The sequence below is a fragment of the Bradyrhizobium sp. i1.15.2 genome (genome assembly GCF_040548425.1).
GTDB lineage: Bacteria > Pseudomonadota > Alphaproteobacteria > Rhizobiales > Xanthobacteraceae > Bradyrhizobium > Bradyrhizobium canariense.
Window position 1 is genome coordinate 48,015 of sequence record NZ_JBEPRQ010000018.1, and the last position, 14,109, is coordinate 62,123.

Annotated in this window: 13 protein-coding genes; 8 read left to right on the forward strand and 5 right to left on the reverse strand. The window is 65.1% G+C overall.

The features are described from left to right. Positions 1-99 precede the first annotated feature (99 nt). A complete protein-coding gene (locus ABIB80_RS26735; protein ID WP_354128769.1) occupies positions 100-2,094 on the forward strand; it encodes a DEAD/DEAH box helicase in 1,995 nt (664 codons plus the stop codon). Positions 2,095-2,159: 65 nt separating this feature from the next. Here the strand turns inward: ABIB80_RS26735 and ABIB80_RS26740 are convergent, their stop codons facing one another. Next, positions 2,160-2,669, reverse strand: a complete 510-nt coding sequence (locus ABIB80_RS26740) for a GNAT family N-acetyltransferase (protein ID WP_354128735.1) — start codon at positions 2,667-2,669, stop codon at positions 2,160-2,162. A gap of 147 nt (positions 2,670-2,816) precedes the next feature. Here ABIB80_RS26740 and ABIB80_RS26745 point away from each other — a divergent pair, with 147 nt between their 5' ends. Continuing rightward, on the forward strand, positions 2,817-3,206 hold the full coding sequence (locus tag ABIB80_RS26745; protein ID WP_354128736.1) for a COG4315 family predicted lipoprotein: 390 nt from the start codon (positions 2,817-2,819) through the stop codon (positions 3,204-3,206). 13 nt (positions 3,207-3,219) lie between these two features. Here the strand turns inward: ABIB80_RS26745 and ABIB80_RS26750 are convergent, their stop codons facing one another. After that, positions 3,220-3,774 carry a PAS domain-containing protein gene (locus ABIB80_RS26750; protein ID WP_354128737.1) on the reverse strand — a complete coding sequence of 185 codons (555 nt, stop codon included), beginning with the start codon at positions 3,772-3,774 and terminating at the stop codon, positions 3,220-3,222. Positions 3,775-4,239: 465 nt separating this feature from the next. Between ABIB80_RS26750 and ABIB80_RS26755 the strand changes: the two genes are divergently transcribed. Both ABIB80_RS26755 and ABIB80_RS26760 read left to right on the forward strand, forming a co-directional pair. Next, positions 4,240-5,076, forward strand: a complete 837-nt coding sequence (locus tag ABIB80_RS26755) for a rhomboid family intramembrane serine protease (protein WP_473404034.1) — start codon at positions 4,240-4,242, stop codon at positions 5,074-5,076. 189 nt (positions 5,077-5,265) lie between these two features. Further along, positions 5,266-5,694, forward strand: coding sequence for a CBS domain-containing protein (locus tag ABIB80_RS26760; RefSeq protein WP_219683832.1), 429 nt, complete (start codon positions 5,266-5,268; stop codon positions 5,692-5,694). Here ABIB80_RS26760 and ABIB80_RS26765 read toward each other — a convergent pair whose 3' ends face one another. Next, positions 5,695-6,735: a patatin-like phospholipase family protein gene (locus tag ABIB80_RS26765; RefSeq protein WP_219683831.1), complete on the reverse strand. Its 1,041-nt coding sequence runs from the start codon at positions 6,733-6,735 to the stop codon at positions 5,695-5,697. A gap of 240 nt (positions 6,736-6,975) precedes the next feature. Between ABIB80_RS26765 and ABIB80_RS26770 the strand changes: the two genes are divergently transcribed. From ABIB80_RS26770 to ABIB80_RS26785, 4 genes are all read left to right on the forward strand, one after another. After that, positions 6,976-8,049: an RgsD C-terminal domain-containing protein gene (locus ABIB80_RS26770; RefSeq protein ID WP_007602595.1), complete on the forward strand. Its 1,074-nt coding sequence runs from the start codon at positions 6,976-6,978 to the stop codon at positions 8,047-8,049. A gap of 356 nt (positions 8,050-8,405) precedes the next feature. Next, entirely contained in the window at positions 8,406-8,645 is a 240-nt protein-coding gene (locus ABIB80_RS26775) for a hypothetical protein (protein WP_007602597.1), read from the forward strand. 83 nt (positions 8,646-8,728) lie between these two features. Next, the gene (locus ABIB80_RS26780) at positions 8,729-9,151 is read left to right on the forward strand and encodes a hypothetical protein (RefSeq protein ID WP_219683829.1); all 423 of its coding nucleotides are present in this window, start codon (positions 8,729-8,731) and stop codon (positions 9,149-9,151) included. A gap of 536 nt (positions 9,152-9,687) precedes the next feature. Continuing rightward, on the forward strand, positions 9,688-12,150 hold the full coding sequence (locus tag ABIB80_RS26785) for a putative bifunctional diguanylate cyclase/phosphodiesterase (protein ID WP_354128739.1): 2,463 nt from the start codon (positions 9,688-9,690) through the stop codon (positions 12,148-12,150). On the opposite strand, the gene ABIB80_RS26790 is transcribed toward ABIB80_RS26785, so the two are convergent. Beyond that, the gene (locus tag ABIB80_RS26790; protein WP_007602606.1) at positions 12,136-13,404 is read right to left on the reverse strand and encodes a serine hydrolase domain-containing protein; all 1,269 of its coding nucleotides are present in this window, start codon (positions 13,402-13,404) and stop codon (positions 12,136-12,138) included. The two genes, ABIB80_RS26785 and ABIB80_RS26790, sit on opposite strands and share 15 nt — an antisense overlap. Before the next feature lie 63 nt (positions 13,405-13,467). Then, a complete protein-coding gene (locus ABIB80_RS26795) occupies positions 13,468-14,031 on the reverse strand; it encodes a nitroreductase family protein (RefSeq protein ID WP_354128740.1) in 564 nt (187 codons plus the stop codon). Positions 14,032-14,109: the final 78 nt, after the last annotated feature.

The window sequence follows — 14,109 nt, forward strand, 5'->3', positions numbered from 1 at the left end:
CGTGCGGCTGGACCATTTGCCGCCTACGCAGCTTCAGGTCGCGCGGCTCGACGTTCCGCGCCTGGACCAACCAAGGTTTATCCCGTGTCTTTTCCGACCATGAGTGCGCCGCTCGCCCGAGCTTTGGCCGAGCGCAACTACGACCGTCCGACCCCCGTTCAGCTCGCAGTGCTCACGGACGAGGCCGCTGACCGCGACCTCTTGGTTTCGGCCCAGACCGGCTCCGGCAAGACGCTGGCCTATGGGCTGGCCATGGCCAAGGACCTGCTGGGTGACGCCGAGCGGTTCGAGCGGGCGGGTGCACCGCTCGCCCTGATCGTGGCGCCGACCCGCGAGCTCGCGTTGCAGGTCCATCGCGAGCTGGCGTGGCTGTACGAGCATGCGAGCGGGCGCGTCGTCTCCTGCGTCGGCGGCATGGACCCCAGGCGCGAGCAGCGCGAGCTTGCGGCCGGCGCTCATATCGTCGTCGGCACGCCCGGCCGGTTGTGCGATCATTTGCGCCGCGGCCGTCTCGACATCTCGGAATTGAAAGTGGTCGTGCTCGACGAGGCCGACGAGATGCTCAATCTCGGCTTTCGCGAGGACATGGAGTTCATCCTCAAGACCACGCCGGACACCCGCCGCACCCTGATGTTCTCGGCGACGTTCCCGCGCGGCATCGTCGCGCTGGCCAAGCAGTATCAGCAGCGGGCGTTCCGGATCGAGGTCGCCGGCGACGAAGGCGGTCATGCCGATATCGAGTACCGCGCGATCCGGATCGCGCCCGGCGATGCCGAGCACGCCGTCGTCAACGTGTTGCGCTTTTACGAGGCGCCGAGCGCGCTGGTATTCTGCAGCACGCGCGATGGCGTCCGGCATTTGCAGGCGGCGCTGCTGGAGCGCGGCTTCTCCGTGGTCGCCTTGTCAGGCGAATTGACGCAGAACGAGCGGACCACGGCGCTGCAGTCGCTGCGCGACGGACGCTCGCGGGTCTGCGTGGCGACCGATGTCGCCGCCCGCGGCATCGATCTGCCGAGCCTCGATCTCGTCATTCATGCCGACCTGCCCAACGACGCCGAGGTCATGCAGCATCGCTCCGGCCGCACCGGCCGCGCGGGCCGCAAGGGGACGAGCGTCATGCTGGTGCCGCCCGTGCGGCGGCGGCGTGCGGAAATGCTGCTGAACGTCTCGGGCATCGACGCGGTCTGGGGGACCGCGCCGCAGCCGGATGAGATCCGCAAGCTCGATCACGAGCGCATGAAAGACGTGCTGTTCACGGAGGAGACGACCGCCGACGATCTGGCGCTGGCGCAGGCGCTATTGGCCGAGCGGTCGGCTGAGGAGATCGCCGCGTCTCTCGCACGGCTCTATCGCGCGCGGCTGCCGTCGCCCGAAGACATCATGGATCCCGGCGAGCGAGCTGGCCGGCCGCGCGAGGATCGCGGTCGCAACGATACGCGCGCTCCGCGCGACGATGTCCGCGCCTCGCGTGGCGATGACCGCCCCGAAAGGGCTCGGGCCAAATCGGGGAAATCGTCGAAACATGGCATGGCCGATGGCAGCGTCTGGTTCCGGGCCAACATCGGACGAAAAAAGAATGCGGAAGCGCGCTGGCTGTTGCCGATGATCTGCCGCCGTGGCGGCATCGACAAGAACGATATCGGCGCGATCAAGATCATGGACACCACGACCGAGTTCGAGATTTCCGAGCGGGTCGTGGAATCTTTCGCCGCCAAGATCAAGCGTCCGGACAAGGAAGACAACATTCGCATCGAGTCCATGGCGGATGCGCCGCAACGGCAGGCATCTTCGGAAGAGCGGTCCCACGCGCCGCGGCGCGAGAGCAGCGACAGCGACCATCGTGAACGCCGCGACGATCGCCCGCGCGAGCCGGGCGGGTTCAAACCGCAAGGCAAGCCACACGGCAAGACACACGGCAAATCGCACGAAAAGCCATACGGCGAGCGTACGCAGAAATTCGACGATGCTCCTTCCTTCGCAAAAAAGAAGAAGCACAAGAACAAGCCGGGCTATGCTGAGCCCTCGGTCACGTCGTGGTCTGAGAAGGGCGCTCCCGGGAAAAAGCCGAAGACGAAAAAGAAGTATCGCGCCTGACTGCAGCTGCACGGCGCGGACGGCAATGATGCTGCCGGATTTCACCGGCGGCATTATCTCGGAAATCAAGTCTGAGCAGCGAGGTCGCGCAGCATGTATGTTGCGCTGTCGCTGTAGGTCGCGAGCTTTGCCCGCAGCTCCGCATCAGTCGTGACGGACCGAAAGCCGAGACGCTCCCACAGCGGCCGCGTGGCGTAGACCGACACCAATGCGAGCGTCGCAATCGCTGACGCGCGCGCGAGCTGTTCGATTGCCAGCACATAATCGCGCACGACACCGCCGCGAAAATCAGGCAGCACCGCGACGTCGTGCAAATAGAGGCAATCCGCATCGTCGGGCAATTGCTCGAGCAAGCCGTCGAGCGGGGGAATCCGGTGCTGCATCCAGGGATGCGCGAGACCGTAGCCGACGATCCCGTCGTCCGCGACGAGCACGCGGCAGCCGTCGGGATAGAGCCGCATTTTTTCCGCGAGCACCTCGGGGCGTTCAGGCAGATCAGGATGGATCCGCACTGCGATCGTGCTGATCGCCGGCAGATCGGAGGCGCGCCCGGGACGCCAATGCGGCTTGCTCATGTCGATCCGTCGTTCCGTCTCAATCATTTCCAGTTTATTCCGATGCGACGATGCGTGCAGCGAAAAATATCTTTGCCGCCATCTCAGGAATACGACGGCTCGCGCGGCGTCCTATCGATGCAAGCCCATTGCATGACAGGAGAGACCATGACCACAACCTCGATCCGCCTCGCGCTCACGCTCGCAATATCGCTGGCGCTGGTTCCCACTGCTTTCGCGGCACCGCCGGCCAAGACCGGCAAGACCGGCAAAGGCAACGTGCTCACCGATGCCAAGGGCATGTCGCTCTATACTTTCGACAAGGATGCTGACGGCAAGTCGGCCTGCAATGGTCCGTGTGCGACCAACTGGCCGGTGCTGAAAGCCGAGGCCAGCGATGCCGCCGCCGACGGCTACACCGTCATCACGCGCGACGACGGCTCGAAGCAGTGGGCCTACAAGGGCAAGCCGCTCTACACCTTCGCCAAGGACACAAAGCCCGGCGACGTCACCGGCGACGGCTTTCTCAACGGTGCCTGGCATCTGGCGATGCCGTGAGCAGGGTGCACTGCTAGCGCAGCCCCTCATACACCATCAGCCCGCGTGCGATTTGCAGCTTGCGGATCGCGCGTGGCAGCAGTTTTTCCGGCTGGTGCAGATAGCGCCAGGAGGTGAGGGCGAACGGGCCAAGGGCGCCGCATTCGTCGTCGAACGGCGCGAGCACGCCTGTCACGCTCACCGGTGTATGCGGGCGGGCATTGAACGGCAGCAGCAGCAGCTCGAGATGCGCCTTGCTGCCGTCCTCGCGCGCGGCGGTGACGCCGGCGATTGCGCCGAGGCTCTCGTCGGCGACGATGGTCGTGATCTCCTCGATCTCGCGGCGGCTAGCCTCGTTGAACAGCGCCGCAAAACTCGAGTCCTTGAGGTCGCGCCCTGCGAGCGCGCAAACGCGCGTGCCGGCGACGCGGAACGGGAAGCCGAGATGGGGCTCGCAGGACAGCACGAAGATGTCTCCGAGTAGGCCGCGCACGGCAGCCGGATCGATATCGGCCCGGTCTGGCGCCCGCGCAGTGCCGCGCTTTTCGTTCCAATATGCGAAGAATTCGCGGCTTGACGGATGTTTCATGACTGAACGCTTACCCCGGGGCGCAACCTCGCGGGACAAACCTGTCCCGCTTCAGTGCAGCCGCAATCCCTGTGTTGTTGTGCAGGAGGGGCTTTGCAGCGTCCATGCCGCAGCGGCGTTTTCGGCGTCCCTGGCGCTGCCTTTGCGTCGTTAACGTTAAGTTAACTATGCGCTTTCCGCGCGCCACGCCGCTGCTATGGTGATCGCGGTCGCAAGCTTCGCCGCTTTTCTCCAGGTTCTCGGCGAGGCCTGTACACAGGCGTCAAACAGTTTGGTCACCGGCCGCGGGGAGGGGTGGGGATATTCCCGTCTCTCTGGGTACCGGAAGTCCGACACGGATAGGCAGGGCTTTCCCAGGGCCCTGCCTTTTCCTTTTGTGCACTTGCGCAGGGCGGGCAAAGGCGACTATCTCCAAGGCCTGTCGTCAAGCCTGTCGCTCCGATCGCGCCTGAAAGCGAAGCCGCCTTGGATTCCCCGCCAAATTCTCCGCCGCAAGATCCTCCGTCGCAAGATGCTTCGCTGGCAGTGCCGGCCGTCGTTGAGGAGGCTCCGCGCGAGCCGATCCTGACGCTGCCGTTCGCGCTGACGGCCTATATCCTCTTGCTTGCCGTGATCCATCTGCGGGTGCTGCTGCCGCCGGAGCTCGAGAACTGGACCATCGACGTCTTCGGTTTCATCCCCAAGCGTTACGATTCCTCGCTGCTGAATCTGGAGATCCCCGGCGGGGCCGGCGCCAAGGTCTGGACCTTCGTCACCTATTCGCTGCTCCACGCCAATCTCACCCATATCGGCTTCAACGTGTTGTGGCTGTTGCCGTTCGGCAGCGCGCTGGCGCGGCGCTTTGGCGCCATCAGGTTCTTTCTGTTCCTCGCGGTGACGGCGGCGGCCGGCGCGCTCGCCCATCTCGTCACCCACGAGCACGCGGTGGCGCCGATGATCGGCGCCTCGGCCTCGGTGTCGGGCGCGATGGCGGCGGCGATCCGCTTCGCCTTCGTTCGCGGCAGCTTCCTGTCATTCAGCCGATCGGATGCCGATACCGCCGCAAGAGTTCCGGCGCTGCCGCTGTCGCGCGCGTTGCGCGACGGGCGGGTGCTCGGCTTCCTCGCGGTGTGGTTCGGCGTCAACATCGTCTTCGGCGTCGGCGCGATCGGCGTCGATAGCGAGACCACGAGCGTTGCCTGGCAGGCGCATATCGGCGGCTTCCTTGCCGGCCTATTGCTGTTCACGCTGTTCGATCCCGTGCCGCGCGTGCGAAGCGATGCTGCGGATGCGTCATCACGGGACATTTCAGACCGCATTTGAAGCGGCGCTTGCGGCGCCGCCCGAATTCATCCATCATTCCCGAGAAGAATGTTCCGAAGCGACAGGCCGCTAGAGGCGATGCTTCGCAAAGCGCCTGAGCGTGAAACCGGCGCTGAAACTGTTAGTTGAAGACTCGAAGAACAAGTCCGGACCGCGAACAGCGGACGGTTCCGATTCAGGGAGGCGACAATGACGGTACGTTCGATTCTCAACACCAAGGGCCACCAGATCATGAGCGTCGAGCCGGACGCGAAGCTGGCGGCCGCGGTCAAACTGCTCGGCGAGAAGAAGATCGGCGCGGTGCTGGTGATGAACCAGAGCCGGCTGGAAGGCATCCTGTCGGAGCGCGACATCGTGCGGGTGATCGGCGAGCGCGGCGCCGGCGCGCTCGAGGAGCCGGTCGCTCAGGTCATGACCCGCAAGGTCGTCACCTGCAAGGAGACCGACACGGTCGCCGAGCTCATGGAGATGATGACCACCGGAAAGTTCCGCCATCTGCCCGTGGTCGACAATGGCAAGGTGGTCGGCCTGATCTCGATCGGCGACATCGTCAAGCGCCGGGTGCAGGAATACGAGTCCGAGCAGGAAGCTCTGCGCGACTACATCAAGACCGCCTGATCAGGCTTGCTGGTCGGCTTTGGGCGCGGCGCCCTCGGGCGCCGGCGCCAGCTCGTGGATGGCCTCCTGGATGGACTCCAGCGCACGCTCGGCAGCGCGGGTGCCCAGGGCTATGAGGTCCTCGGAGCGGTGGAAATCGAACCAGCCGAATTGGCCGATCCGCGGTGTGATCAGCATATCGGGCGGATCGCCGGCGAGGCGGGCGCGGGTGATGCGGTCCTGCATGATGTTGAAGGCGTCGACCATCACCGAAGAGAGGCCGGGCCGGGCGCTGCCGCCGCCGAAGAACTCGCGCTTCACCGTCTTCTCGGGCGAGAAGAATCTCGGGAAGCGCCGCTTTGACGGCGGCTCTTCGGCCGCGGGGATCACCGGTTCAGGCATCGCGCCGTGCGAATAGACCGTCGTCGAATAGGTGAAGATGTCGCTGGAAAGATTTGCGGCGATGACGATTTCCGCGCCGAGCGCGCGGGCCGCCGAGACCGGCACCGGGTTCACCAATGCGCCGTCGACCAGCCAGCGATCGCCGATCAGGACCGGAGAGAAGATGCCCGGCAGCGCGTAGGAGGCGCGCATCGCGTCGACCACGCGGCCGCGCGTCAGCCAGATCTCGTGGCCGGTGCGGACCTCGGTCGCGACGGCGGCGAACTTGACCGGGAGGTCCTCGATCTGGCTCTGGCCGCAGGCGGCCTCGAGCCGGGTCGCCAGCTTCTCGCCGCCGATCAGGCCGGAGCCGTTGAGGCGGATGTCGAGGTAGCCGAGGATGTTGCGCATCCCTTGCAGGCTGCGGCCCCATTCTTCCAGCGTATCGAGCCGGCCGGCCGCATAGAGGCCGCCGACCACCGCGCCGATCGAGGTGCCGACCACGACGTCGGGCACGATTCCGTTGGCGAGCAGGGTCCGGATAATGCCGATATGAGCGAAGCCGCGCGCCGCGCCGCCGCCAAGCGCAAGGCCGATGACCGGCCGGCGGATGCTGCCCAGGCCGACTTTCTCGGTGACCTTATCGCTGTTCGAACCCCGACCCTTCAATATGTCCAGCACCGAAACTCTCCTACGCCGGGACCCGCCATCAGACTAGGCACCGTACTCGCGCTCCGCCAGAACCGGGCCGAAGCATGGTTTATGCCGGTTTGGGAAGCGCGCGGGGCAGGAGTATGGCGAGGCGCGGCTGCCTCTCGGGTAATCACGCAGGCGTCAACCGGGTTCCAAAACCTGTCGGGCCGTATTTCTCAGGGGGACAGAGGCTTGAATTTGCCGCGTTTTCGGTGAAAAGCAGGTGGCATGACTCTCGGGGGTGACGGCATCATCGGATGGCGGCGCAGCGCATCGCTGCTGCCGGCCTTGGTCCTTGCTGCCTGCCTCTATACCCTTGGCCAAAATGCTGCGCAGGCGCAGCTTTTCTCCGATCGTCCGCCGCCGGTACCGCCGGCTTCAGTGCCCGATCCCGGCGGTGCCGTCAGCCTGGCGCCGCCCTCCGGCCCGGGTGCCGGACCACCGAGCCTGCCGCCGACCCTGTTGCAGCCGACCACGCCCAGCATGCCGCCGCCCGCGGTCACGACCGTGCCGTCCGCCCCGCCGCTCAACGCGGCCGTACCCGGACAGGGCGTGCTGTCGCTGACGGCGAAATACGGCAAGGACACCCCGCCGATCACCAGCGGTCTGGTCTGGCGCGTGTTTGCCGATCGTCCCGACGAGAATGGCACCTTCAAGCTGATCCGCGAAGACCGCAATGCCACGCCGAACATCGTGCTGCCGCCCGGCAATTACGTCGTGCACGTCGCCTTTGGCCTGGTCAGCGCGGTGCGCACCGTCAGCCTGAAGGCCGAAACCGACCGGGAATCCTTCGTGCTGCCCGCCGGCGGCTTGCGCATCGAGGGCCGCGTCGGCACCAGCCGCATTCCGCAGAACCAGATCTCGTTCGCGATCTACAAGGGCAGCCAGTTCGAATCCGGCGAGCGCGCCTCCCTGGTGCCGAACGTCGCCGCCGGTGACGTCGTGCTGCTGCCCGAGGGCACCTACTACATCATCTCGAATTACGGCGACGCCAATTCGGTGGTGCGCTCGGACATCCGCGTCCAGGCCAGCAAGCTCACCGACGTCACCATAACCCACCGCGCCGCCGTCATCACGCTCAAGCTCGTCAGCGACAGGGGCGGCGAAGCGCTCGCCAACACTGCCTGGTCGGTGCTGACCCCGGGCGGCGACGTCATCAAGGAATCGATCGGCGCCTTTCCGCGCGTCGTGCTCTCCGAAGGCGAATACCGCGCCATCGCCAAGAACGAGGGCAAGGTCTACGAGCGCGGCTTCAACGTCGTCAACGGCGTCGACGGCGAAGTGGAAGTCGTCGCGCGGTAGTGTTTGAGCGGTGATGCCGCATGCGGCCCGACGCTGATCTCCGTGTCTGGTGAACGCTTCTCATTCAGCGCACGGATCCCCCATATCGTATTACCGCCAGTCCCGTGTGCGAAAGCAGATGCTCTCCGCTGCTCCGTTTGGTGTTGCGATTTGCTTGGTGTTTCGATTTGAACAGCTCTGGCAGCGCTACCAAGCAGGACCGATCAACATCGGCATCGCCGGCTTATTCCGGCGGCGCCGCGACTTCCTCACAGCCGGTGCAAGATACCTATTTCCGATAATCAATTTTATTCGCTTTCCATCCTGCCGCGTTATATGTCGGGCATCACTCCAACGGGGGAGGCCGGAGCAGGCTCGTGCGTCTGCGAGACCGGCAAGGAGCAGGGGCCAAGCTCGTCGGCATGTTCGAAGTGATCCTCACCAGGCGTAAGCGGTTCGGCTGGCGGTGGCAGGTGTGCGACCAATCCGGCAAGAAATTTGCCGATGGCTTCGAGCGCACCCGGCCGTCCGCCAAATATCATGGCGAGCGCGCATTGTTCTTCCTGTTGTCGCAGGCCCATCTGCGCAATCGCTTGGCGACGTCCAGCGAGGACTAGTCGCGACTCGCGTGCAGTCCGGTAGGTCTCGTAGCCCGGGTGAGCGAAGCGATACCCGGGACAGCTCGTGGTAGGAATCCCGGATGTCGCTTCGCTCATCCGGGCTACAAGATATCGCGTTGCCCGTCGGGCAAAACACCCAAGCTGCCGGTCAACCCGCGTGGCTCAAAATATTCCACTTTACCGAATTTCGGAATTACGTATATTTCGCCTCACTCCGGCCCAAGGAAGAGGGGCGTATCGCGATCGTCACGAACGCGGGCCGGACGGCGGTGGACGTGGGCCACATCGGCGCGAAGGGTTTCGCAGGGCGGGCAACCGTGAGCGAAGCCGCCGCGCACACGACCGGTGTGATCGGCGTACGGCGAAATCGTGTGGTCCTGGCGCCCGGGGTCTGTGCGCCAAGCGTTGCGGTGATGTCGCGGCCCAACCGGGGCGCGTGCATCAGCCATCCGCAAGGCGACGGGGGCAATAGTGCATCGCTCCCCGGGGAGAGCGCGACATAAAGCCGTAAAACCACTGCGCAGGGAAGGCCGGATGTTCAGGCTTCACCTGTATGCCGCTGTGCAATGTTCTTACGACAATCTCGCACAGTGGACCGCGGGTGCCAGCCGGCACCCGGTCTTCCCTGCGCCCTCTTTTCATTTGAGGGTGAGGCATCGAAGCAAAGCTCGGGCGAATGCGCCGCGAGGATGCGAAGGTGCGTCTGCGATCGAAAATGTGAATGGAAGCGTGACGCTGCCGCCCAGAGACTCCGTCATTGCGAGCGCAGCGAAGCAATCCAGTCTGCCGCCGCGGAGAGATTCTGGATTGCGTCGCTGCGCTCGCAATGACGATGCTGATGCAGCGGTGCGCCAAAGCTTCGGTCTCACGCGCCTCCTACGCAACGCCTTCGCAAAACCGTCACAGTCTCTAACGCCCACTAACCAACGCCCGACTTTAAACTGTCATAATCGCCGAACGGAACCCGCGCTCGTGCGCTCTTTACACGCCGTTAAGCGCGGCTGCATTGGATGCAGCGGAAAGTGCGTTGGGGACTGCCATGAGTGCCGTGAAGAAAGTGTCGGGAAAACCGGCCGCCGAAATGTTCGACGACATCCCGGTGCTTCAGCGCAAATGGCGTGCCGCGTTGAAGCCGGGCGAACGGCTGCCGCGCTACGAGGACGTGATGCTCGGCAGCCTGGGACGGCTCGCCGACCACATCGCGCTGCTCAAGGGCGACGGCGCGCTCGAACTGTCGCGCAGCGGACGCTACGTGCAGAAATGGCTCGGCGAAGAGCGCTGGGACATCCCGGTTGCCGCGCTCTCGCCCGATTGCGCTACCGCGCTGTTGGAAGCCGCGGCGAGCGCGCTCGCCAACGGGCGGCCACACCTGGCCAGCGCCCATTGCGTGCGCGACGGCATGGTCAGGACGTTTGATGTGCTGGCGCTTCCGACCGCATCGCGCTGGGGCGCGACGCTGGTCGGCGCCTACATCAACGAACGCGGCGCGCAATACAATCTCCTGGACGCGATCTTCGCTTCGACCGACGACGCGGTGGTCTCGCTGGCGACGCTGCGCGACGCGGATGGCAAGCCGTTCGATCTCCAGGTCGTGCACCACAACAAGAGTGCGGCGCTGCTGCTGAAGGCCGAAGGGGCGAGCCTGCTGTGGCGCCGCATCGGCGAGGGGGACACGCTGCTGGCCTCGGTTGAAGTCATGGAATTCTTGCTCAAAGCCGTCTCCGGCGGTCGCGGCGAGCAGCTCGAGATCGAGAGCGACGGACGCCATCTCCGGCTGAGCGCCACCGCGTTTGCCGACGTGGTCTCGCTGACGATCTCGGATGTCACTGTGTTGAAGCGGCGCGACGCCTCTTTCCGCCTGCTGTTCGACAACAACCCGATGCCGATGTGGGTGTTCGACGCCGCGAGCAAGCAGTTTCTCAGCGTCAACGACGCCGCGGTCCAGCATTACGGCTACAGCCGCGCCACCTTCCTGCGCATGAAACTGCACGAGATCTGGCCGCAAGACGAGTGGGACAGCCATGCCGAGGCGCTCGAACGCGTCGGCGACGCCTATCACTCCTCGCGCAACTGGCGGCATCTGCGCGCCGACGGCAGCGAGATCGAGGTGCTGACCTTCGGCCGCCGCGTCGCCTTCGACGATCGCGACGGATATCTGGTCGCGGTGGTCGACATCACCGAAAGGCGCAAGGCCGAGGCGCGGATCGCCCACATGGCGCACCATGACGGGCTCACCGATCTGCCGAACCGCGAATATTTCCAGGAGCGCTTGAAGCAGGCGCTCGACCAGGCCAGCGGAAAGCGGGTCGGCGTGCTCTACCTCGACCTCGACCTGTTCAAGAACGTCAACGATTCCTTCGGCCATCCGGTGGGCGACCGCCTGTTGAAGGAGGTTGCCACCCGTCTGAGCACCGCGGTCCGCGGCGCCAATCTCGCGGCCCGGCTCGGCGGTGACGAGTTCGCGGTGATCCTGGCGGCCGACGTCACGCCCAACGAGGCCAGCGCCTGCGCGGGCTTGCTGATCGACCTGCTGAAGGCGCCCTACGAGATCGACGGTCAGGAGATGGTGATCGGCGCCAGCATCGGCATCGCGCTATCGCCGGGCGACGGTACGACGTCGGAAGAGTTGATGCGCAACGCCGATATGGCGCTGTACCGGGCGAAATCCGACGGCGGCGGCGTGCATCATTTCTTCGAGCGCGAGATGGATCTGCAGGCGCAGAAGCGCCGTGACATGGAGCTCGATCTGCGCCGCGCGTTTGCCAATGGCGAGTTCGAGCTGCACTACCAGCCGCTGGTCTCGATCGCCTCCGACCGCATCTCCGGCTTCGAGTCGCTGCTGCGCTGGCATCACCCCGACAAGGGCATGATCTCGCCGGCGGAGTTCATTCCGGTCGCCGAGGACATCGGCCTGATCACCCAGCTTGGTGAGTGGGTGCTGCGCGTAGCTTGCTCCGAGGCGGTGAAATGGCCCGTCGACGTCAAGGTCGCGGTCAATCTGTCGCCGGCGCAGTTCCGAAGCCGCAATCTGGTTCAGGTCGTGATCTCGGCACTGGCGCAGTCCGGCCTGTCGCCGAAGCGGCTCGAGCTGGAGATCACTGAGTCGATCTTCCTGGCCGAGACCGACGCCAATCTCGCCATCCTGCATCAGTTGCGCGAGCTCGGCGTCAGCATCTCCATGGATGATTTCGGCACCGGCTATTCCAGCCTCAGCTATCTCCGCAGCTTCCCCTTCGACAAGATCAAGATCGACCGCTCCTTCGTCAAGGATCTGGCAGGGCGGCCCGATTGCGTCGCGATCGTTCGCGCGATCTCGGGGCTTGGCCGCAGCCTCAACATCACCACGACCGCGGAAGGCGTCGAGACCGAGGATCAGCTCGCGTGGTTGCGCGCCGAAGGCTGCAACGAAGTGCAGGGCTTCTTGTTCAGCGCTGCGCGGCCCGCGGCCGAGATCGCAAAGCTGCTCGCCGATTTCGGCCAGCGTGCTTCACGGGCGGCGTAACTCGGACGGATAACAATCATAGACCAGCGCTTTGAAGGCGGGCGTGATGCGGCTGCGTTCGTTCTGGGTCTGCTGCATCAGCAGGTAGACCATGTCGAGCTTGGGATCGACGCCGAAATAGGTGCCGCTGCCACTGTCCCATTTCAACTCGCCGAGCGAGCCCGGCGGCGGCGGTCTGGCGTTGCCGGGATCGGTCCGCACCGCGAGGCCATAGCCATAGCCGAAGCCGTCGCCCGGAAAATAGAAGTAATCGCGTCCGACGCCCGAGCCCGGCCCGACGTGATCGGTCGTCATGGCCTTGAACGCGGCGGGGCTCAGATAGCGTTTGCCGTCGAACTCGCCGCCATTGAGCAGCATCTGCGCGAAGCGCTGATAGTCGGTGATGGTCGAGAGCAGCCCGCCGCCGCCGGACTGCCATTCGGGATGGTCGAGGCGCTCGCGCTCGGCGGCGAGCAGGATGTTGTCGTTCGGCAGCGGCCGCGCCATCCGCGCGAGCTCGTCCTCGGTCGCCAGCGCGAACTTGGTGCTGCTCATGCCGAGCGGATCGAAGATGCGCTGCTTGAGGAATGCGTACAGCGTCTGGCCCGAGATGATCTCGATGACGCTGCCGAGCACGTCGGTGGAATGACCGTAGCGCCACAGGGTCCCCGGCTGCCGCGCCAGCGGCAGCTTCGCGATGCGTTGGGCGAATTCCCTGTTGTCGAATTGACCTTCGAAGATATTGGCGGCCTTGTAGGCCTGCTCGACCCATTTGCCCCCGATATAGTCGTAGCTGATGCCGGAGGTGTGCCGCAGCAGATCCTCGATGTTGACGGGACGGATCGGCGCCACGAGATCCAGATGCAACGTGCCGTCGGGATTGGTGACCTCAAGTCCCACCTTGGTATCGGCAAAGAGGGGAACGTATTTCGACACCGGGTCGGTGAGCGCGAGCTTACCCTCGTCGATCAGCATCATCGCGCCAAGGCACGTGACCGGCTTGGTCATCGAGTGGATGGCGAAGATCGTATCGGGCGTCATCGCGAGGCCCGTCCTGGTGTCGCGCACGCCGAAAGTCTTCAGATAGACCGGCTTGCCGTGCTGCTGGACCAGGACCACGGCGCCCGGCAGCCGGCCGCTCGTCACCTCGTTGTCAAAGTACGCGGTGATGCGGTCGAGCCCCTCGGACGACGGAGCGGGGATGTCGGCGGCGCGGGCCCGCGCCATCGTGCCGGCCAGCAGCGCGGCTCCGACCAGAAATTCACGACGCTTCATCCGGGCTTCCTCCCTTGCCGGGATCAAAGCCGCAAGACATCGAAGGCGTCAACACGCCTTCGATTAAAATCGCGTCACGATTTCGGAAAGGACCGGTCGCGGACGGTCCTCGCTCGGCCTGGTCGGCTTGCCGATATGGACGAAGCCGGCGAGTTTCTCGTCCGGTTTGAGGCCGAGGCCATCCAGCACGTCGCGATCGAACGCGAACCAGCCGGTCAGCCAGCAGGCGCCGTAGCCGAGCGCGGTCGCGGCCGTGACGATGTTCATGACGCTGGCGCCGGCCGACAATTCCTGCTCGAAGGCCGGCACCTTCGGATGCGGCTTGGTGAAGCTGACGATGCCGATCACCAGCGGCGCATCCATGAGGCGCTTGCGCTCGGTCTCGACATCGGCCGCCGCCGCGCCGGGATTCTTCCGGGCAAACACCTTCGCGATCACCTCGCCGGCGCGCTGGCGCGCATCGCCCTCGAAGATGATGAAGCGCCAGGGCGCGAGCTTGCCATGGTCAGGCACGCGCGCGCCGATGGTGAGGATGGTCTCGAGCTCGGCCGGGGAGGGGCCGGGTCCGGACATCTCGCGCGGCTTGACCGAGCGGCGGGTCTTCAGGAGTTCGATGGCGTCGGGCACTGCGATATCCTCTTCGGCTGGTCGTCGGGCGTGCCATGCCCAGATAAGCATGCACGCCCGCAACCGAAAGCGAGTTTA